Here is a 19501-nt window from a genome sequence, read left to right as displayed (position 1 = left end):
GGCGGTCCGGCCGTGCGCCGTCCGCCCGCCTCCGTCCCGGCCTACATCTTGCAGTCGGCCGCGTGCACGTCGGTGTGGTCGCGCGCGATGACCTTGAGGTTCTTGTAGGTCAGCTTGCCGTCCGGGCCGGCCTCGATGTGCAGCAGGTACCAGTCCTGGATGGGGTGCTGGTTCGGGCCGAACTTGAACTTGCCGCGCACGCTGGGGAAGTCGGCGCGGCGAAGCGCGGCGCGGAAGTCGTCGGCGCGGCCGGCGATGTCGCCGTCGACGGCCTTCAGGGCCGAGGCCATGAGGTTGGCGGTGTCGTAGGCCTGCGCGGCATAGGCGGTGGGCGCGCGGTTGTACGCCTTGGTGAAGGCCTCCACGAAGTGCTTGCTCTGCGGGTTGTCCAGGTCGGCGCTCCACAGCGAACTCAGGTAGAAGCCCGCGCCCGCCGTGCCGGTGGCGGCCAGCATGCGGTCGTCCATCGAGTAGATGGGCGTGATCATCTTGATCTGGCCGGCCAGCCCGGAATTGGCGAACTGCTTGGTCAGGTTGATGCCCGCGCCGCCCGGATGGAACTGGAAGATGGCGTCGGGGTTCAGCGAGCGGATTCGCGCCAGTTCGACCGAGAAGTCGGCCTGTTCCAGCTTGGTGTAGATCTCGTCGGCGATTTCGCCCTTGTAGGCGCGCTTGAAGCCGGCGACCGCGTCGCGTCCGGCCTGGTAGTTGGGCGCCATGATGACCACGCGCTTGGCGCCCAGTTCATTGGCCGCCATGCCGGCGGTGTCCGCGTAGGAATCGTTCTGGAACGCGACGGCGAAGTAGTTGGGGTTGCAGGCCTTGCCGGCGTAGTTGGATGGGCCGGCGTTCAGGCTGACGTAGAAGGCGCCGGCGTTCAGCACCGTCGGACCGACCGCGGCCATCACGTTCGAGAAATTGATGCCGGTGAACAGGCGCACGCCGCCCTGCACCATCTTGTCGGCGATCTGCTTGGCGTTGGCGGGCTTGAGCGCGTCGTCCTCGACGCGCACATTGACCGGCACGCCGCCGAGCTTGCCGCCGCCTTCCTTCACGGCCAGCATGAACGCGTCGCGCTCGTCTTCGCCGATATAGCCGGCGGGGGTGGACAGCGTGCCGATGAAGCCGATGTCCACGGGCTTGGGCTGCGCGCCGGCCGCGAACGAGGCCAGCGCCAGCGCGATGGCGGTTCCGCCGATGGTCTTCTTGTACATGGTTGTCTCCTCCTGAGCTTGTTTTTTCTGCCTACTGCGCCGAACCCCGTGCGAGGCAGTTCTCCACTTTCCACCCATACAGCCACTGCAACGCGTCGTAGAACTGGGACTGGCTGCGGCCCGTCCACAGCATGTTGCGCACGGTGCGTTCGACGCCCCGCGCGTGATAAAGCCTGCCCATCTCCCGCGTGGACCAGACCACGCGCGCGCTGCGCGGGATGCGGACCGATTCGTACAGGCGGAAAGCGGCTTCCAGGTCCTGTCCGCAATGCCGGATCGCTTCGCCCAGCGTCACCGCGTCTTCCAGCGCCATGCAGGCGCCCTGGGCCATGTATTGCGTCATGGGATGCGCGGCGTCGCCCAGGATGGTGACGCGGCCCTGGCCCCAGCGCTCCACGGGCTCGCGGTCGGCGGTGGCCCAGCGCTTCCACGAAGTGGGGCGGTCCAGCATCTGCCGCGGGCGCGGGTGGATGCCCTCGAAGTAGGACAGCACTTCCTCCTTGCTGCCTTCGCGCACGCCCCATTCTTCCTGCTCGCGGCTGTGGAAGGTCACCACCAGGTTGTATTGCTGGCCGCCGCGCAGGGGGTAATGCACCAGGTGGCAGTGCGGGCCGGCCCAAAGCACGGGCGCGTTGATGCGCAGTTCCTCGGGCATGTTCTCGCGCTCGACCACGGCGCGGTACACGACGTGGCCCGTCACCCGCGCCGGATCGCCCACCATGCGCTCGCGGATCACGGACTTCACGCCGTCCGCGCCCACCACCGCGTCGGCGCGGTAGCGGTTGCCCTGCGTGTCCACCACCTCCACGCCCGCGCCGTCCTGCGACATGCCGGCGATCTGCGTGGACGTGCGGAAGCTGATCAGCGGGTTCTGCTGCACGGCTTCCAGGATGGACAGGTGGATGTCGGCGCGGTGGATGACGGCGTAGGGGCCGCCGAAGCGTTCGCGGAAGGCTTCGCCGGTGTCGATGCGCACCACTTCCCGGGCGTCCACCGCGTCCATCATGATGATGTGGTCGGTGAACACGGCGCGTCCGCGCGCCGCGGCGCCCACGCCCAGCGCGTCCAGCGCCGCGAAGGCATTGGGCCCGAGCTGGATGCCGGCGCCGATCTCGCCGATGTGCGCGGTCTGTTCCAGCAGTTGTACGGCGATTCCCTGGCGGGTCAGCGCCAGCGCGGCGGCCAGGCCGCCGATGCCGCCGCCGACCACGATGACGGATTGCCCCGAGGGCGTCGTTTTCTGCGTTGCGTTCATTGCGGCCTCCGCGCCGTTCAGTCCCGGCCGCCCAGGAAGGCGCCCTGCTTTTTCATTCGAGCCTGCAAAGCGGGGATGGAAACGCCGGCCGGCGCGATGCCGGCCTGGAGCGCCATCGCCGCCGCCGTGCCGGCCGCTTCGCCCATCACGAAGCAGCTACCGCTCACCCGCGCGGCGGACTGGCCCTCGTGCGTCATGGACGCGCAGCGTCCGGCGACCAGCACGTTGTCCGCCAGGCCCGGCCCGCGCCGTGGCACCATCATTCGGAACGGTAGCTGGTTGTAGCCGCGGGATTCCGGGATGGGCGGCCAGACCCACTGCACGTCGCCGGCCGTGTGCATTTCCAGCGGCCAGCCGTTGACGCCGATGCTGTCCTCGAAGTCGGCGCAGCCGAGTACGTGTTCCTTGGTCAGCACGGCTTCGCCGACGATGCGGCGCGTTTCCCGGATGCCCAGTTGGGGAGCGATGTCCAGCACGTAGGCGTTCTCGAAGCCGGGCACCTTGGCGCGCAGGAATGCCAGGTACTGCACGATCTGGCGCCGGCCTTCCAGTTCGCCGGCCGACAGCGAGTCCGCGTCCGTGCCGTCGGCCGCGCTGCCGTCCGCGTTGGCCAGTTGGGTCACGTTGACCCGCCATTCGTAGTCGTGCTTTTGCGGACGCACGATGGCGCCGCGGCGGGGGAACGTGAATTCCCCGCTGGCGGCGGCCTGGTCCATCAGTTGCGGGATGGTCTTCCATGCTTCCTGCGCGCGGGCGCCGTCCACGTTGCCCACCTTGAACATCAGCGTGGGGTAGAGCATGCGGCCGCGGTCGTCGCCCTTTTCGAAGGGCAGGCCGCCCCACTGGGCGATATCGGCGTCGCCCGAACAGTCGATGAAGATCCGGGCGCGCACCGCGCGGCGGCCCGACTTGGTCTCCAGGAAGAGCGCGTCCACGCGGCCGTCCGCGTCCCGCGCCACGCCCGTGGCCAGGGCATGGAACAGCACCTGCGCGCCGCTGTCCTGCACCAGCCCGTCCGCGGCGCACTTGAAGGCCGAGATGTCATAGGCCTGGGCGTGGATCTTGCCCAGGATCAGGTGCGGATCGTTGAGGCCGTCCATGGCGCGCATGCGGTCCAGCAATTCGTCTGTCATGCCGTGGACGACCTGCCGGATGTCGCCATGGATATTGGCGTGCAGCCCGCAGAAGTTGGACACCCCCGCCGCCGTGCCCATGCCGCCCAGGAAGCCGTAGCGCTCCACGAGCAGCACGCTGGCGCCGTTGCGCGCGGCGCTGGCGGCGGCCAGCAGGCCGGCCGGGCCGCCGCCCAGCACGACGACGCCATATTCGCCGTAGAGGGGGACCTGGCGGGCGGGTTCGGTGATGGCCATCTGATTCTCCTTGCCTGTACTGAGAGGTTGCGCGGCGCCGCGTTACTGGCCCTTGATGCCCAGCTTGCGGATCAGGGGTTCCCAGCGCTTGAGCTCGTCGTCCATGTAGCCGCGGAACTCGGCCGGCGTGCTGCCCACCGGATCCATGAACTGCGCCTGCAGCCGCTTGGCCACGTCCGGATCGCGGACCGCCTGGATCAGCGCGTCGGACAGCTTCTTCTGGATGTCGGCGGGAACCTTGGCCGAGATCACGAAGCCGATCCACGCGGATCCCTCGATGCCCGGCACGCCCACTTCCGCCAGCGTCGGGATGTCGGGCAGCAGCGAAGAGCGCCTGGACGAAGTGACGGCCAGCGCCTTCAGGCGGCCGTCCTTCACCATGGGCATGACCGCGATGGGCGGCAGGGCGGCGAATTGCGTATCGCCCGACAGCAGCGAGGTCAGCGCGGCGGGCGACGAGGGATAGGGCACGTGGGTGGCGCGCGCGCCGATCTGCTGCAGCATCAATTCCACGGCGAGGTGCGACACCGTGCCCGCGCCCGGCGACGGGAAGTTGTACTTGTCCGGATTCTTCTTCAGCGCCTCCAGCAATTCGCCGACGCTGCCGATGCCGGCGGTGGCGGGCACGACCAGCACGTTGGGCTGGTGCACGGCGAGCGTCAGCGGCGACAGGTCGGTCGCGGGCGCGTAGGGCAGCTTGTCGAACAGCAGGGTGTTGTTGACCAGCGGACCCGTAATCGAGACGCCGAAGGTGTAGCCGTCGGGCTTGGCGTTGGCGATGGCGTAGGTACCGATGTTGCCGCTGGCGCCCGGCTTGTTCTCGATGACGATGGACTGGCCCAGGATGGCGCCGGCCTTTTCGCCGACGATGCGCGCCACCTGGTCGGGGCTGGAGCCCGGGCCGAACGGCACGACGGCCTTGAGCGGCTGGGCGGGCCAGGCGTCGGCATGCGCCGCGCCCAGCGGGGCCAGGGCGGCGAACGCCAGCGCCAGCGCGCTGGACGCGATGCGGCGCGCGGGCTTGCGCGGGGCGGCCGGCGTCGAGGACTTATGCATGGGTGTCTCCCAGGTCTTTCATGCTGTTGAAGTAGGTCTGTTCGTTGGCGATGAAGGCGGCGACCATCGCGCGGTAGGTGGCGTCCACCACCTGTTCCAGGTTGGCGAAGCCCCGGTTGTGGCGGTCGGCCAGTTGGCGGGCCTTATCGAAGACCTGGGCCTGGCGGGCGGGCGCGCTGACCTGGAAGGCGTCGCGCTTGAAGCGCGCGGCGTCTTTCACGTACATGGCGCGCTCGGCGATCAGCCGGACGATCTCGTCGTCCAGACGGTCGATATTGGCGCGCACGTCGGCCAGCGTGGCGCACAGCGGGCGGTAGGCGGGGTCCGTGTAGGCGCGCAGCGGCGCGCCCTGGGCGTCGGGTTCCTGGTTCGTCATGAGGTGTAGTCCGGTTGCAGGGCGGGCGCGGCCTGCTGGAAGGCGGGCTGCGCGTTGCAGTGTTCATGGATGCGCAGCACGCGCGGGTAGGCGGAAAGGTCGCAGCCCATGCGCTGGGCGTTCGCCACCTGCGGCACCAGGCAGCAGTCCGCCAGCGTAGGCGCGTCGCCGAAGCAGTAGGCGCCGTGGCCGTGGCGGGCCAGCAGCGCTTCCACGGCCGTCAGGCCTTCCCGGATCCAGTGGTGGTACCAGGCGTTCTTCTGTTCGTCGCTTGCGCCCAGCACGTCCTGCAGGTAGCGCAGGATGCGCATGTTGTTGACGGGGTGGATGTCGCAGGAAATGGCGTCGGACAGCTCTAGCACGCGCGCGCGCGCCAGCGTGTCGGCCGGGATCAGGCGCGGCGCGGGATGCGTGGCGTCCAGGTAGTCGACGATGGCCAGCGATTGCGACAGCCGGAGGTCGCCGTCGACCAGCAGGGGCACGCCGGCCGAGGGGTTCAGGGCCACGTAGTCCGCGGCGCGCTGCTCCTGCCTGCGCAGGTTCACGGGCAGGTAGTCGTAGGGCAGGCCCTTGAGCGCCAGCGCGATGCGCACGCGGTAGGAGGTGGAGCTATTGAAGAAACTGTGGAGTTGCATGCGGGTTCCCGGGAGGTTCAGGCGATCTGCACGCTGAGCGTGCCCAGGCCGTCGATGCCGCCGACCATCTTGTCGCCGCGGACCACGGGGCCCACGCCTTCGGGCGTGCCGGTGTAGATCAGGTCGCCGGCTTCCAGGCGGAAGTATCGGGACAGGTAGGAGACGGTTTCGGCGATGGACCAGATCAGCTTGCCGATGTCGCTTCTCTGCTTGTCGGCGCCGTTGACTTGCAGCCAGATGCCGGCCTTGTGGATGTCCTTGACGGCGCTTGCGGGATAGAGCGGTCCGATGGGCCCGCTCTGGTCGAAGGCCTTGCCCAGTTCCCAGGGCCGGCCGGCCTCGCGCATCTTCATCTGCAGGTCGCGGCGCGTCATGTCCAGGCCGACGGCATAGCCCCAGACGTGTTCGAGCGCCCGCTCGACGGGGATGTCGGCGCCGCCGCGGCCGATGGCCGCGACCAGTTCGATCTCATAGTGCAGGTTGGCCGTCTCGGGCGGATAGGGCAGCGACAGCGTGCTGCCTTCGGCCACGGGCACCACGGCGTCGGCGGGCTTGCAGAAGAAGAACGGCGGTTCGCGGTCGGGGTCGAAGCCCATCTCCCTGGCGTGGGCGGCGTAGTTGCGGCCCACGCAGTAGACGCGGCGCACGGGAAAGCGGTCCTGGCTGCCGGCCACGGGCACGGCGACGGGAGCGGCGGGATCGAAGACGAAAGACATGGATCACCCTTTGGGTGCGCGATGCGCACGGAATGGAAACGGAAAGGCGGCTGCCGGCGCCTGGCGCGCGGCTGCTGCCGGCGGACTTCAGCCGGTGCGGGCTTCGCGCCAGATGCCCAGCGCGTCCTGCACCGGGCGGTCCGAATAGCTGAACAGCGTGGCGTCTTCCAGCGCGGCAAGCTCCACCGGCATCCAGGACGGCGCGACGAACACGTCGCGCGGACCGAAGTGGAATTCCCGGTCGCCGATGCGCGCCGTGCCGCGGCCCTCGACCACGCTGTAGACCGTGGAATCGGTGCTGCGGTAGGTCTTGCCCTGGAAGCCGGCCGGCAGGAACTGCATGAAGGTGGCCATCGTCGGCATGGGGTAGCCGCCGGTGGCCGGGTTCAGGTAGCGCAGCTTCACGCCGTCCCAGGGATCGAGTTCGCCGTGGCGGTAGAGCTGGTCCAGCGCGTCGCGGCTGCGCTCGTAGGGATAGTTGAAGATGGGGGAGGTGCCGCTCGCGGCCTGGTGGCGCACCGGCATCATGTTGTGGCCGTAGCGGGCCATGCTGTCGCCCTCGGGGCGCGTGACCGGCTGGGTGGCGGAGGGGTAGTTCTCGGCGAAGCCCGCGTCCAGGAAGCGCAGCAGCGGGATGTCCAGGCCGTCCAGCCACACCACGGGCTCGCCGCCCTCGGCGGTTTCGGCGTTGCCGTGGTCGTGCCAGGTCCAGGACGGCGTGATGATGAAGTCGCCGGGGCGCATGGTGGTGCGTTCGCCGTTCACGGCCGTGTAGGCGCCGCGGCCTTCCACGATGAAGCGCAGCGCCGATTGCGTGTGGCGGTGGCTGGGCGCGATCTCGCCGGGCAGGATCAGTTGCAGGCCGGCGTACAGGCTTTGCGTGATGCTGGCCTGGCCGGGCAGGCCGGGATTTTCCAGGATCAGGACGCGCCGCACGGCTTCCTCGGCGCTGATGAGCGAGCCGGAGGACATGACGTCGTCGCGCACGTCGTCGTATTTCCAGATGGCGGGCACGCAGCGCGGCGCGGGCTCGCGCGGCACCAGGTTGTGCAGCGACTCCCAGAGGGGAGCCATGTTTTTCTTGGCGATGCGCGCGTAATAGGCGGCGCGATCGGCAGCGGGCGTGTGGCCGTCGGGCATGTTTGTCTCCGGAATGTCCGGCTGGCGCCGGCTTCTGCGGGTGGCCGCCGCGTGTTCGCGGCTGATCCTGTTGTGGAGACGATTATGCGTACGGAGCTATGTGTTTTGAAATGAAATTATCTTATTATCCATATCAATAAGAATATACATACGAGACAAACGAGGGCCTGTATGGACTGGACCCACCGGTTGCGCCTGCGCAATCTGAAAATGCTGCTCAGCCTGGCCCAGACCCGCAACATCAGCCATTCGGCGGCGATGCTCAACACCACGCAGCCGGGCCTGTCCAAATGGCTGAAGGATCTGGAAGACGACATCGGGCTGCCGCTGTTCGAACGCCACGCGCGCGGCCTGCGCCCGACGCCGCACGGCGACGTGCTGATCGCCCATGCCCAGCGGGTCGAGGCGCAGTTGGACCGCGCCAGCGCGGACATGGCGGCGCTGCGCGAAGGCGGCGGCGGCAGGGTGGTGATCGGCGCGTCGGGCGCGTCCGCGTCGGACACGGTGCCGCTGGCGGTGATGAAGCTGCTGGAACGCATGCCGCAGGCGCGCGTGAAGCTGGTGGAGGGCACCACCGACCATCTGCTGGCGCAACTGGCGCAGGGCGACCTGGACATCGTGGTGGGCCGGTCCGCGCCCGAGCACCACGATCCCGCCATCCGCTTCGAGGCCCTGTACCTGGAGCCCATCCACCTGGTGGCGCGGCCCCGGCATCCTTTGTTCGCGGTGGAGCAGCCATCCTGGCAGGACCTGCTTTCCTACCGCTGGATCCTCTGGCCCAAGGGCACGCCCATCCGCAACGCGGTGGACGCCGCGCTGGCCGCGGCGGGGCAGGCGCCGCCGCCCGACCACGTGGAGTCCAACTCGGTGACCATCAACCTCACCCTGATCAACAACAGCGACATGATCGGGGTGGCCTCGCATCGCGCCGCGCTGCGCTTTTCGCAGATGCGGGCCATGCGCGTCATTCCCGTGCGGCTGTCGGGCTTCGGGTCGGTGGCCATGTACTGGCGCGAGGATCCGTTCCGTCCGATCGCGGTGCAGGAGGCCATGGCGGCCCTGCGCAACACGGTCGCGGAACATGCGCCGGGCGCGGCGAGGGTGTGATGGACCAGCCGCGCGCGGGCCTGAACGCGCTGATCGCGCAATGCCGCAGGCTGGAAGCCGCGCTGCCCGGGCAGGACGAGCCGTCCTCGTCGGCGGCGATGCACCGCTTCGTGGCGGCCATGGATGCGCGCCGCGCGCCGCCGGGCATGTGGTCGCCGCTGGTGCTGGCCGTGCTGGTGATGACGGGCGGCCTGGGCGTGGGGATCGGGGTATTGGATCTGCTGCGGCACGGCGCGGGATCGGCGCCAGCGGCGTTCGCGCTGGTGCTGGTCTGCGCCGGCACGGCGCTGGCGCTGGCGATCGGCGTGGTCGCGTTCATGGGCGGACACGCTTTCGGCCTGGTGGTGCTGAAGCGGCTGGCAGCGGGCCTGGTCGCCGTCGGCATCCTGGGCGGGATCGCCTGGACGCAGGGCGACATGCGCGCGGTGGGGCCCGTGGTGGCGCTGCTGGGCGGCCTGGGCGCCTGGCTGGTGCTCAATAGCAGCGGGTTTTATGTGTACGCCGGGTACCAGATGGCGCGGCGGTATATGGAGCGGAAGAGGTAGGGCGAGTGTCTGACACCTGGCTTTTACATGGAGCGGGGGGGCAGGCCCAGTGTCTGACACCCGTACGAGATGGCGGTACGGGTGGAAGGGATGTTCCGGGGTGTCTGACACCCGGGGGAAGATGCTGTTGCCGCGGGTGGGTGTCAGACACCCGGGAAGCGCTGCTTCGGGGTTGAGGCGGCTTGCCGTACGGGTGTCTGACACCTGGTCTTTACATGGAGCGGAAGGGGGCAGGCCAAGTGTCTGACACCCGTACGAGATGACGGTACGGGCGGAAGGGATGTTCCGGGGTGTCTGACACCCGGGGGAAGATGCTGTTGCCACGGGTGGGTGTCAGACACCCGGGAAGCGCTGCTTCGGGGTTGAGGCGGCTTGCCGTATGGGTGTCTGACACCTGGCTTTACACCTGGCTTTGTGTGGTGCCAGGCGCCGGACACTCCAACTCATTTCGCCGCCACCTTCTCCGCGGGCACGGGGTTTTCCCAGCCGCCGCCGATCGCGCGGATCAGGCCGACGGCCGAGCGCGCCTGTTCGCCGCTCAACTGCACGGCCACGCGCTGCTGCAATAGCACGCTGCGGTCGGCTTCGATCACGTCCAGGTAGCTGATGGATCCTTCCCGGTACTGCGTGTGCGACAGCTTGGCGGCGCGCGCGGCCGATTCGACGGCGGCGTCCTGGGCGCGGGTCTGGTCGGCCAGGATGCGCAGGTTGGCCAGGTTGTCTTCCACTTCGCGGAAGGCGTTCAGCACGGTCTGGCGGTAGGTGGCGACGTCTTCCTCGTAGACGGCGCGGGCCCGGTCCAGGCCGGCCTGGCGGCGGCCGCCGTCGAAGATGGGCATGGACAGGGCGGCGCCCACCAGCGGGCCAAGAAGGAAGGTGCGGCTGGACCATTGGAACAGGTTGCCCAGGTCCGACGATTCATAGCCGAAGGCGCCGGTGATGTCCAGGCGCGGGAAGAACGCGGACTTGGCCGCGCCCACGCGCGCGTTGGCCGCGGCCATCGCGCGTTCGGCGGCGGCGATGTCCGGGCGGCGTTCCAGCAGGGCGGACGGCAGCCCGGCCGGGATCGACAGTGCCACTTTCTGGATCGGCTGCGGCGGCATCGCGAATTCCGACGGCGCGCGGCCCAGCAGCACCGCCAGCGCGTGTTCGGACGCGGCGCGGCGGCGGTCGATGCCCAGCGATTCGGATTGCGCGCTGGCCAGTTCGGACTTGGCGCGCGCCAGGTCCAGTTCGCTGATGTCGCCGGCGTCGTAGCGGCGCTGGATCAGTTGCAGCGTGTCCGTGCGCAGCTTGACCGTCTGGCGGTAGAGCTGCGATTCGGCGTCCTGTTCGCGGACCAGGAAGTAGGTCGTGGCGACGTCGGCCTGCAGCGCCAGCAGCACCGAGCGGTACAGCGCTTCGCTTTGCTGGGCGTCGGCGGTGGCGGCATCGAAGGTCGAGGCCACGCGTCCGAACAGGTCGGCCTCGTACGACACCATGCCCTGGGCGCGCCAGGTGGTGACGGGGCTGGTGGACGTGCCGTCCGGCAGGCCTTGCGACACGGCGGAAGGACGCTGGCGGTTGGGGCCGAAGGCGGCGTCCAGGGTGGGGAAGAAGCCGGAGCGCGCTTCGCGTTGCAGCGCCCGCGCCTGGGTCAGGCGCGCGGCCGCGGCCTGCAGGTTCTGGTTGGCGTGCTGGGCTTCTTCTTCGAGCTGGTTCAGGCCTTCGTCGTCGAACACCTTCCACCAGGCGCCGCGCAGCGCCTCTTCCGAGGGTTCGGCGGGCTTCCAGGTGCCGGCTTCGGACGCGGGCAGGGCCGCTTCCTTGTAGGCCGCGGGCACCGCGGCCGAGGGCCGTTCGTAGGTCGGGCCCACCGCGCAGCCGGCCAGCGCGAGCAGGACGGCAAGCAGGGCGGAACCGCGGGTCAGTCTTTGGATCATGATGGCTATTCTCTTGGTGGCGCGTCCCGCCGCCGGGGCGGGACGCGCTGGCTATGTTCTCGGTCTGCCGGCTCAGGCGTTGTGCTGCGGGGCGGGCGGCGCGTGCGGGTCCAGGTGCGGCACGCAGACGGGGGCCTCGTGCGGCGCGGCCGAATGCAGCTTCTTGCCGCCCAGCGAACGCAGCAGCACGTAGAACACCGGCGTCAGGAACAGGCCGAACAAGGTCACGCCCAGCATGCCGAAGAACACGGCGACGCCCATGGCGTGGCGCATTTCCGAACCCGCGCCCGAGGACAGCACCAGCGGCACCACGCCCATGATGAACGCGATGGACGTCATCAGGATCGGGCGCAGGCGCAGGCGGCTGGCCTCGATGGCGGCTTCCAGCGGCGTGCGGCCGTTCATTTCCAGTTCGCGGGCGAACTCCACGATCAGGATCGCGTTCTTCGCCGACAGCCCCACCAGCACCATCAAACCGATCTGGGTGAAGATGTTGTTGTCGTTGCCGGTCAGGTAGACGCCCGTCAGCGCGGCCAGGATGCTCATCGGCACGATCAGGATCACGGCCAGCGGCAGGGTCAGGCTTTCATACAGCGCGGCCAGCACCAGGAACACCAGCAGCACGCTGATCGGGAACACCCACAGGCCGGCGTTGCCCGCCAGGATCTGCTGGTAGGTCAGGTCGGTCCATTCCATCTTCATGCCGCGCGGCAGCGTCTCGGCGGCCACGCGTTCGGCCGCGGCCTGCGCCTGGTCGGACGAATAGCCCGGCGCCGGGCCGCCATTGATGTCGGCGGCGGTGTAGCCGTTGTAGCGCACCACCATCTCCGGGCCGAAGGTCTGCTTGACCGTGACCAGCGACGACAGCGGCACCATGTCGCCGGCGTTGTTGCGGGTCTTCAGTTGCAGGATGTCGTCGGCGTGCGCGCGGAACGGCGCATCGGCCTGCGCGCGGACCTGGAAGACGCGGCCGAAACGGTTGAAGTCGTTCACGTACATCGAGCCCAGGTAGATCTGCATGGTGTCGAAGACTTCCGTCACCGGCACGCCCAACTGTTTGGCCTTCACGCGGTCCAGGTCCACGTCCAGTTGCGGCACGTTGATCTCGTAGCTGGAGAAGGCCGGGCCGAGTTCGGGCGTCTGGCGGGCCTTGGCCAGGAAGGCGGCCTTTGCCTTGTCCAGTTCGGCGTAGCCGGCGGCGCCGCGGTCCTCGATCTGGAACTTGAAGCCGCCCAGCGTGCCCAGACCCATCACGGGCGGGGGCGGGAACACCGCGATGAACGAGTCCTGGATGGCGGCGAACTTCTGGTTCAGCGAGGCCGCGATGGCGTCGCCCGACAGCGCGGCGCTCTTGCGCTCGCCGAAGGGCTTGAGCGTCACGAAAACGATGCCGGCGCTGGAACTGTTGGTGAAACCGTTGATCGACAGGCCCGGGAAGGCGATGGCGCTCTGCACGCCGGGTTCTTTCAGCGCGATGTCGCTCATGCGGCGGATGACCGCCTCGGTGCGGTCCAGCGAGGCGCCGTTGGGCAACTGTGTGAATCCGATCAGGTACTGCTTGTCCTGCGCGGGCACGAAGCCGCCGGGCACCAGGTAGGACACGCCGAGGGTGGCGGCCACCAGCACCGCGTATACGCCCATCGCGCCGGCCTTGCGGCGGATCACGCCGGACACGCCTGTGCCGTAGGATTCCGAGGCGCGGCCGAACATGTCGTTGAACCAGTTGAAGAAGCGCCCGAACACGCGGTTCATGCCGCGGGTCAGCCAGTCGGGTTTGTCGTGGTGGCCCTTGAGCAGGATGGCCGACAGCGCGGGCGACAGGGTCAGCGAGTTGAAGGCCGAGATCACCGTCGAAATGGCGATGGTCATGGCGAACTGCTTGTAGAACTGCCCGGTCAGGCCGGTCATGAAGGCCAGCGGCACGAACACCGCGCACAGGGTCAGCGCGATGGCGATGATGGGGCCGCTGACTTCGCGCATGGCGCGGTAGGTCGCCTCGCGCGGCGTCAGCCCGGCGGCGATGTTGCGCTCCACGTTTTCCACCACCACGATGGCGTCGTCCACCACGATGCCGATGGCCAGCACCATGCCGAACAGCGACAGGGCGTTGATGGAATAGCCGAAGATCAAGAGCAGCGCGAAGGTGCCCACGATGGAAACCGGCACGGCCAGCAGCGGGATGATGGACGCGCGCCAGGTCTGCAGGAACAGGATCACCACCAGCACCACCAGCGCGATCGCCTCCAGCAGCGTGTGCACGACGGCCTCGATGCTGGCGCTGACGAACTGCGTGGGGTCGTACTCGATGCGGTATTCCACGCCCGGCGGGAAGTCCTGCGCCAGTTCGGCCATGGCCGCGCGCACCTTGGTGGACACGTCCAGCGCGTTGGCGCCCGGCGACTGCATGATGCCCATGCCCACCGCCTGCTTGTTGTCCAGCAGCGAGCGCAGGCCGTATTCCTGCGCGTCGAGCTCGACGCGGGCGACGTCGGACAGGTACGTCACGGCGCCGTCCGACGAGGTCTTCAGGATGATGTCGCGGAACTCTTCCTCGGTCTGCAGGCGGCCGCGCGCGTTCACGTTCAGTTGTAGCGGCACGTCGCCCAGCGTGGGCGATGCGCCGATCACGCCGGCGGCGACCTGCACGTTCTGTTCGCGGATGGCGGCCACCACTTCGCTGGCCGTCATGCCGCGCTGGGCCACCTTCTGCGGATCCAGCCAGACGCGCATGGAGTAGTTGCCCGAGCCCCACACCGTCACTTCGCCCACGCCCGAGATGCGGGCCAGGCGGTCCTTCACGTTCAGGATGGCGTAGTTGCGCAGGTAGGTGATGTCGTAGCGGTCGTTGGGCGAAATCAGGTGCACCACCAGCGTCAGCGTGGGCGAGCTTTTGGCCGTGGTGACGCCCAGACGCTGCACGTCCGGCGGCAGCCGCGGCAGCGCCTGCGACACGCGGTTCTGCACCAGTTGCTGCGCCTTGTCCGGGTCCACGCCCAGCTTGAAGTTCACCGTCAGGGTCAGGTTGCCGTCGCTATTGGCCTGCGACTGCATGTACAGCATGTCCTCGACGCCGTTGATGGATTCTTCCAGCGGAGAGGCGACGGTTTCGGCGATGACCTTGGGGTTGGCGCCGGGGTACTGCGCGCGCACGACCACGGACGGCGGCACCACTTCCGGATACTCGGAGATGGGCAGTTGGAACATGGCCAGGATGCCCGCCAGCAGCACCAGTATGGACAGCACGCCGGCGAAGATCGGCCGGTCGATGAAGAATTTCGAGATATTCATGGACGTTCTCGTTGCGGATCAGTTCAGCGCGGCCGAGGCGGTCTTGACCGGATTGCGCTGCGCGGCAACCATCGGGACGACGGTGGGGGCCACGGCATCGCCCGGGCGGATGCGCTGCAGGCCGTTGACGACGATGCGCTCGCCGGCGGCGAGGCCGGAGTCGACCACGCGCAGCCCTTCCTGGTTCGCGCCCAGCCTGATCTGGCGGTACACGGCGTGGTTCTTGTCGTCCAGCACCAGCACGTAGCGCTTGTCCTGGTCGGTGCCGATGGCGCGTTCATCGATCAGCACGGCTTCGCGGGGGGCGCTGCCGCCCAGGCGGACGCGGGCGTACAGCCCGGGCAGGAGCGAGCCGTCGGCGTTGTCGAATTCGGCGCGCACGCGGATGGTGCCGGAAGTGGCGTCCAGGCGGTTGTCCACCGATTGCACGAAGCCCGTGCGGGAGTAGCCTTCTTCGTTCGCCAGGCCCAGTTCGACCGGAACGGCGCCGCTGCGGCCGTTGCGGGCCGGATTCACGTAGCGCAGGAAGGTCTGCTCGTCCACGTCGAACGACGCGTACATCTTGGACACCGAGACCAGGGTGGTCAGCGGCACCGACGCGGCGCCGGCGGCCACCACGTTGCCCACCGTGACCTCGGCGCGCGAGACGCGGCCGGCGACGGGCGCTTCGATGCGCGTGTAGCCCAGGTTCAGCCGGGCATAGTCCAGCGCGGCCTGCGCGCCCTGGAGATTGGCGGCGGCTTCGCGGGCCGCGTTCTGCTTTTCCTCGAAGTCGCGGCGGGCGATGGCGTTGTCGGTCAGCAGCCGCTGGCCGCGGGCCAGTTCGGTGGCGGTGTAGGAGGCGCGGGCCTTGGCCGCGGTGAGCGCGGCGGCGGCCCGGTCGACTTCGGCCGCGTAGGGGCGCGGGTCGATGGTGAAGAGCACGTCGCCCTTCTTGACGATGCTGCCGTCCTGGAAGTGCACGGCGGTCAGGGTGCCCGACACCAGGGGGCGGATGTCGACGCGGTCGATGGCTTCCAGGCGGCCGGAATAGCGCTGCCAGTCCACGATGGTCTTGTTCAGCACCTCGGCCACCTCGACCGGCGTCGCCGCGGGGGCGCTTTGCGCCTGGGCGGCGTTGGCCACGGCGGGGGTGCGGAAGAGAGCGTAACCGCCGCCGGCCGCGATGACGGCTGCGAAAACGGCGAACACAGCAATACGATGACGCGAAACCATGATGTTTCCTTGAGTGATGTCGGGACGGAAGCGCGCTTGGCCGGAGCCTGGGGGCGGAAGGCGGCTGCGGCGGCCGGGGGAATGCCGTTCCTCGGGATCCGGTATGTTGCGACGCAGCATCCAATGCGGTCGCCTATTCCAGGCAAAGGCGCCTTTGGCGGGGCGGGTCTTTGCGGTGGCCGGACTCTGAGGATTGACATGCCCCTTGGGGTCGCCGGGCGGCAAGGGCACTTCAAGATGGTTTGAATTTTGAGTGTTTTACGGGGGCGGATAAACCCGTACATTCCGGCAACACTAGTCGGTGAAAACGACTAATCTGCGCCGGAATCGGGTTATGCTCCTTCCACACTGACTTATTCCCCAAGGACACCGTCGCCATGGACCGTTTTCAGGCTATGCAGGTGTTTGTGCGCGTTGTGGACGCCAACAGCTTCACCCGGGCGGCCGACAGCCTCTCGCTTCCGCGCACCACCGTCACCACCATCATCCAGAATCTCGAACGCCTGCTGGGCGTGCGCCTGCTCAACCGCACCACGCGCCGCATCGGTCTGACGCCCGACGGCGCCGGGTATTACCAGCACTGCGTGCGCATCCTCGCGGACGTGGAAGAAACCGAGGCCTGCTTCCAGGAAGCGGCCCTGCGCCTGAAGGGCCGGCTGCGCATCGACGTGCCGACCAGCATCGGGCGGCTGATCCTGATTCCCGCATTGTGCGATTTCCACGACAAGTACCCCGACGTGGAACTCGTGCTGGGCCTGGGCGACCGTCCGGTGGACATGGTGCAGGAGGCCGTGGACTGCGTGATCCGCGCCGGCGACCTGGAAGATTCCAGCCTGGTCGCGCGCCGCATCGGCACCTTGCAGACCGTGACCTGCGCGTCTCCCCCCTACGTGGCGCGCCACGGCATGCCGCAGACCATCGAGGCGCTGCGCGACCACTACGCGGTGCACTACTTTTCCAGCCGCACGGGCCGCAATTGCGCCTGGGACTTCAACGTGGACGGCAAGCACCAGGAAGCGGACATGAAGGGCTCGGTGGCCGTGAACGAGGCCGGCGCCTACCTGGATTGCGGGCTCAAGGGTTTCGGCCTGATCCAGGTGCCGCGCTACATGGCGCTGCCGCACCTGCAATCGGGCGAGCTGATCGAAGTGCTGCCCCAATGGAAGCCCAGCCCCACGGCGATCTCGGTGCTGTATCCGCAAAGCCGGCAGCTCTCGCCCAAGGTGCGCGCCTTCACCGACTGGGTGGCGGAATTGTTCGCGGGCTGCCCGCTGCTGAGCGGCCGCGATGAAACCGACCCCGCCGCCGCCCACTGCGGCGTCTACGCGCGCAGCCAGGGCGCCCAGCCCGCCACGGTGGGGGCCGCCATGCCCAGCCCGGCGCTGCCCGGCATGCCGCCGCGGCGCCGCAGCGCGCGCGAAGAGGCGGCCGAATACGCGCTTTAAGGATGGCGGGGCGGCGGACAAACCGTCCGCCGCCCCGGGAAACACGGGAAACCCCGTAGTAAATACAGCCCTTGTGTCCCTCGTATTCCGTGAAACGTCTGTATAGTCCGACAGTCAAAGCCTTACAACGCACTTACTGTCGATCCGCTCTATGCAGCCTGTACTTCCCGCCTATCTGATCGCCCGTTGGCTTTTGTTGCTCGTGTTGTTGGCGGGGGTGTATTTCCTCAGCGGCTTCCTGGTTCCCGCCCTGGCGGCGCTGATCATCGGCCTGGCCAGTTGGCCCCTGTACCAACGCCTGGTCGCGCGCTGCGGCGGCCGCACCGCGCTCGCCGCCTCATTGGCGCTGCTGGTGGTCGTGGTCGTGCTGATCGTGCCGATGTCGCTGGCGCTGTCCTACGCCATCAAGGAAGCCAGCGCCTTCTTCGCCTGGGCCATCGCGGCCAATCGCCACGGCGTGGGCGTGCCCGGCTGGATCACGTCCATGCCGGTGGTGGGCGAGCGCCTGGGCCAGTACTGGGAGTCCTACATCGGGCAGCCCCACGCGCTGGGCGCGCTGGTCGAGGCCGTCAGCGGCGAACACCTGGGCAATATCTACCGCATGGTCCTGGCGGCCACGGGCAATGTGTTCCAACTGTTGCTGACCGTGCTGTTCATGCTGATCACGCTGTTCTTCGTCTACAAGGACGGCATCCGCATGGTGGCCCAGTTGGACGTGCTGGGCGAACGCATCCTGCCGGCGCGCTGGCAGCGCTTCTCGCGCGTGGTGCCGGCCACCATCAACTCCACCGTCACCGGCATGGGCCTGATCGCGCTGGGCGAAGGCGTGGTGCTGGGCATCGCCTATTGGGTGGCGGGCGTGCCGTCGCCGGTGCTGCTTGGCGTGGTGACCGGCTTCATGGCCCTGATACCGGGCGGCGCGCCGCTGTCGTTCACCCTGGTGTCGCTGTACCTGATGGGGTCGGGCCACGTGGTGGCGGGCATCGCCCTGATGGTCTGGGGCAGCGTGGAACTCTTCATCGTCGACAAGACCCTGCGCCCGCGGCTGGTGGGCGGCCCCGTCAAACTGCCGTTCCTGCCGACCTTCTTCGGCCTGGTGGGGGGCGTGAAGACCATGGGCATCGTCGGCCTGTTCGTCGGCCCGGTGCTGATGGCCCTGCTGGTGGCGGTGTGGCGCGAATGGGTGCACCACGAAGTCCAGGAGCGCGACGCCGCCCGGGTGAATCCGCCGCCGGCCTGACGCCGGGCGGTTTTGGTAATCTAGCCATCCCCGCGTATGCCGGCGCCTGGCCGGCGCGCGCCTGCGCCGTTTGCAGACGCTTTGCAGCTTACGCCGCGGGGTGTGAGGATCGAGATGTCCGGGTTACCGCTAGATGATCAGATAGCCGTCCTGCGCGAGCAGGGGTTCGTGGTGCTGCGCCAATTCGCGGGCGCCGAACAGGTGGAGGCGCTGCGCGCCGTGGCCGAACGCCACTTGCGAGACCACGTGGCGCCCATTGAATACGAAGCCGACCTGCGCTATCCGGGCGCGCCCGAATCCCGCGCCGCCGAGGGCGGGCTTACCGTAAGGCGCCTTCTCAGCGCATACGCCCGCGACCCGCAGTTCGCGCGATGGGCCACCGATCCGCGCATCGGGCAGTGGCTGGCGCGCTATTTCGGCGAAACGCCCGTGCTGTCCACGGTGCACCACAACTGTGTGATGACCAAGCATCCCGCCTACGGCAGCCTGACGGGCTGGCACCAGGACATCCGCTACTGGTCGTTCTCGGACACCGACCTGGTGTCCTGTTGGCTGGCGCTGGGAACGGAGACGCGCGCCAACGGCGGGCTGTCGTTCATCCCGGGTTCGCACGCGGCGGCCTACGCGCCCGAGCAGTTCGACGAACAGAAATTCTTCCGCGACGACGCGCCCCGGAATGCCGAGTGGATCGCGCGCGCGGTCAGCCCCGAATTGCAGGCGGGAGACGCGGTGTTCTTCCATTGCCGCACCCTGCACGCGGCCCAGGGCAACCGCAGCGATCGCGTGAAGCTGTCGGTGGTGCACACCTATCATCCGACGTCCTGCCATCCCGTGCCGGGCACGCGCTCGGCGTCGCAGCCGGGCGTGCCGCTGGACGGGGCGGCCGGATAGCGCTCAAATCAATTGGAATCTGCTATTAATAATTGAATTACAATTAATATCAGCGTACTGCGCATGGCCGCAGTTTCCCGCGCTGC

The 19501-nt window shown here is 68.4% G+C and carries 16 protein-coding genes; 5 read left to right on the top strand and 11 right to left on the bottom strand.

Going from position 1 to position 19501, the window contains the following annotated elements; all coding sequences use genetic code 11:
* Positions 1 to 41: 41 nt before the first annotated feature.
* The 8 genes from WHX56_RS01540 to gtdA all read right to left on the bottom strand — a co-directional run bounded on the left by WHX56_RS01540 (position 42) and on the right by gtdA (position 7762).
* Entirely contained in the window at positions 42 to 1214 is a 1173-nt protein-coding gene (locus WHX56_RS01540; protein ID WP_338880109.1) for an ABC transporter substrate-binding protein, read from the bottom strand.
* Between the two features lie 31 nt (positions 1215 to 1245).
* The gene (locus tag WHX56_RS01535; protein WP_338880108.1) at positions 1246 to 2469 is read right to left on the bottom strand and encodes a 3-hydroxybenzoate 6-monooxygenase; all 1224 of its coding nucleotides are present in this window, start codon (positions 2467 to 2469) and stop codon (positions 1246 to 1248) included.
* Between the two features lie 17 nt (positions 2470 to 2486).
* Entirely contained in the window at positions 2487 to 3839 is a 1353-nt protein-coding gene (locus WHX56_RS01530) for an FAD-dependent oxidoreductase (protein WP_338880107.1), read from the bottom strand.
* Positions 3840 to 3881: 42 nt separating this feature from the next.
* A complete protein-coding gene (locus WHX56_RS01525; protein WP_338880106.1) occupies positions 3882 to 4895 on the bottom strand; it encodes a tripartite tricarboxylate transporter substrate binding protein in 1014 nt (337 codons plus the stop codon).
* On the bottom strand, positions 4888 to 5271 hold the full coding sequence (locus WHX56_RS01520; protein ID WP_129240997.1) for a chorismate mutase: 384 nt from the start codon (positions 5269 to 5271) through the stop codon (positions 4888 to 4890). The genes WHX56_RS01525 and WHX56_RS01520 overlap by 8 nt, the downstream gene beginning before the upstream one ends.
* Positions 5268 to 5906 carry a maleylacetoacetate isomerase gene (gene maiA / locus WHX56_RS01515; protein WP_338880105.1) on the bottom strand — a complete coding sequence of 213 codons (639 nt, stop codon included), beginning with the start codon at positions 5904 to 5906 and terminating at the stop codon, positions 5268 to 5270. The genes WHX56_RS01520 and maiA overlap by 4 nt, the downstream gene beginning before the upstream one ends.
* Positions 5907 to 5923: 17 nt before the next feature.
* Complete coding sequence (locus WHX56_RS01510) at positions 5924 to 6622, bottom strand: fumarylacetoacetate hydrolase family protein (RefSeq protein WP_338880104.1); 699 nt, start codon at positions 6620 to 6622, stop codon at positions 5924 to 5926.
* An 87-nt stretch (positions 6623 to 6709) separates the two neighbouring features.
* Complete coding sequence (gene gtdA / locus WHX56_RS01505; RefSeq protein ID WP_338880103.1) at positions 6710 to 7762, bottom strand: gentisate 1,2-dioxygenase; 1053 nt, start codon at positions 7760 to 7762, stop codon at positions 6710 to 6712.
* Between the two features lie 171 nt (positions 7763 to 7933).
* Between gtdA and WHX56_RS01500 the strand changes: the two genes are divergently transcribed.
* Together WHX56_RS01500 and WHX56_RS01495 are read left to right on the top strand one after the other, a co-directional pair.
* Positions 7934 to 8869, top strand: a complete 936-nt coding sequence (locus WHX56_RS01500; protein WP_129240993.1) for a LysR family transcriptional regulator — start codon at positions 7934 to 7936, stop codon at positions 8867 to 8869.
* The gene (locus WHX56_RS01495) at positions 8869 to 9414 is read left to right on the top strand and encodes a hypothetical protein (RefSeq protein ID WP_129240992.1); all 546 of its coding nucleotides are present in this window, start codon (positions 8869 to 8871) and stop codon (positions 9412 to 9414) included. The genes WHX56_RS01500 and WHX56_RS01495 overlap by 1 nt, the downstream gene beginning before the upstream one ends.
* A gap of 443 nt (positions 9415 to 9857) precedes the next feature.
* Here WHX56_RS01495 and WHX56_RS01490 read toward each other — a convergent pair whose 3' ends face one another.
* From WHX56_RS01490 to WHX56_RS01480, 3 genes are all read right to left on the bottom strand, one after another.
* On the bottom strand, positions 9858 to 11336 hold the full coding sequence (locus WHX56_RS01490) for an efflux transporter outer membrane subunit (RefSeq protein ID WP_338880102.1): 1479 nt from the start codon (positions 11334 to 11336) through the stop codon (positions 9858 to 9860).
* Positions 11337 to 11408: 72 nt separating this feature from the next.
* Complete coding sequence (locus tag WHX56_RS01485; protein WP_338880101.1) at positions 11409 to 14624, bottom strand: efflux RND transporter permease subunit; 3216 nt, start codon at positions 14622 to 14624, stop codon at positions 11409 to 11411.
* An 18-nt stretch (positions 14625 to 14642) separates the two neighbouring features.
* Positions 14643 to 15839, bottom strand: coding sequence for an efflux RND transporter periplasmic adaptor subunit (locus WHX56_RS01480; protein ID WP_338880100.1), 1197 nt, complete (start codon positions 15837 to 15839; stop codon positions 14643 to 14645).
* A gap of 377 nt (positions 15840 to 16216) precedes the next feature.
* Here WHX56_RS01480 and WHX56_RS01475 point away from each other — a divergent pair, with 377 nt between their 5' ends.
* The 3 genes from WHX56_RS01475 (at position 16217) to WHX56_RS01465 (ending at position 19415) form a co-directional block, all read left to right on the top strand.
* A complete protein-coding gene (locus WHX56_RS01475; protein WP_287754718.1) occupies positions 16217 to 17284 on the top strand; it encodes a LysR family transcriptional regulator in 1068 nt (355 codons plus the stop codon).
* A 151-nt stretch (positions 17285 to 17435) separates the two neighbouring features.
* The gene (locus WHX56_RS01470) at positions 17436 to 18524 is read left to right on the top strand and encodes an AI-2E family transporter (protein WP_129240988.1); all 1089 of its coding nucleotides are present in this window, start codon (positions 17436 to 17438) and stop codon (positions 18522 to 18524) included.
* A 114-nt stretch (positions 18525 to 18638) separates the two neighbouring features.
* A complete protein-coding gene (locus tag WHX56_RS01465) occupies positions 18639 to 19415 on the top strand; it encodes a phytanoyl-CoA dioxygenase family protein (RefSeq protein ID WP_338880099.1) in 777 nt (258 codons plus the stop codon).
* The last annotated feature ends 86 nt before the right edge of the window (positions 19416 to 19501 follow it).

Source organism: Achromobacter veterisilvae (genome assembly GCF_037619525.1).
GTDB classification, from domain to species: Bacteria; Pseudomonadota; Gammaproteobacteria; order Burkholderiales; family Burkholderiaceae_B; genus Achromobacter; species Achromobacter veterisilvae.
This window is presented reverse-complemented; position numbering and strand designations above follow the sequence as displayed.

Coding starts and splice junctions, on each gene's coding strand:
- WHX56_RS01525 (WP_338880106.1), bottom strand. CDS start 4,895: ATGCATAAGTCCTCGACGCCGGCCGCCCCGCGCAAGCCCGCGCGCCGC.
- WHX56_RS01485 (WP_338880101.1), bottom strand. CDS start 14,624: ATGAATATCTCGAAATTCTTCATCGACCGGCCGATCTTCGCCGGCGTG.
- WHX56_RS01470 (WP_129240988.1), top strand. CDS start 17,436: ATGCAGCCTGTACTTCCCGCCTATCTGATCGCCCGTTGGCTTTTGTTG.
- WHX56_RS01480 (WP_338880100.1), bottom strand. CDS start 15,839: ATGGTTTCGCGTCATCGTATTGCTGTGTTCGCCGTTTTCGCAGCCGTC.
- WHX56_RS01495 (WP_129240992.1), top strand. CDS start 8,869: ATGGACCAGCCGCGCGCGGGCCTGAACGCGCTGATCGCGCAATGCCGC.
- WHX56_RS01500 (WP_129240993.1), top strand. CDS start 7,934: ATGGACTGGACCCACCGGTTGCGCCTGCGCAATCTGAAAATGCTGCTC.
- gtdA (WP_338880103.1), bottom strand. CDS start 7,762: ATGCCCGACGGCCACACGCCCGCTGCCGATCGCGCCGCCTATTACGCG.
- WHX56_RS01475 (WP_287754718.1), top strand. CDS start 16,217: ATGGACCGTTTTCAGGCTATGCAGGTGTTTGTGCGCGTTGTGGACGCC.
- WHX56_RS01535 (WP_338880108.1), bottom strand. CDS start 2,469: ATGAACGCAACGCAGAAAACGACGCCCTCGGGGCAATCCGTCATCGTG.
- WHX56_RS01490 (WP_338880102.1), bottom strand. CDS start 11,336: ATGATCCAAAGACTGACCCGCGGTTCCGCCCTGCTTGCCGTCCTGCTC.
- maiA (WP_338880105.1), bottom strand. CDS start 5,906: ATGCAACTCCACAGTTTCTTCAATAGCTCCACCTCCTACCGCGTGCGC.
- WHX56_RS01510 (WP_338880104.1), bottom strand. CDS start 6,622: ATGTCTTTCGTCTTCGATCCCGCCGCTCCCGTCGCCGTGCCCGTGGCC.
- WHX56_RS01530 (WP_338880107.1), bottom strand. CDS start 3,839: ATGGCCATCACCGAACCCGCCCGCCAGGTCCCCCTCTACGGCGAATAT.
- WHX56_RS01540 (WP_338880109.1), bottom strand. CDS start 1,214: ATGTACAAGAAGACCATCGGCGGAACCGCCATCGCGCTGGCGCTGGCC.
- WHX56_RS01520 (WP_129240997.1), bottom strand. CDS start 5,271: ATGACGAACCAGGAACCCGACGCCCAGGGCGCGCCGCTGCGCGCCTAC.
- WHX56_RS01465 (WP_338880099.1), top strand. CDS start 18,639: ATGTCCGGGTTACCGCTAGATGATCAGATAGCCGTCCTGCGCGAGCAG.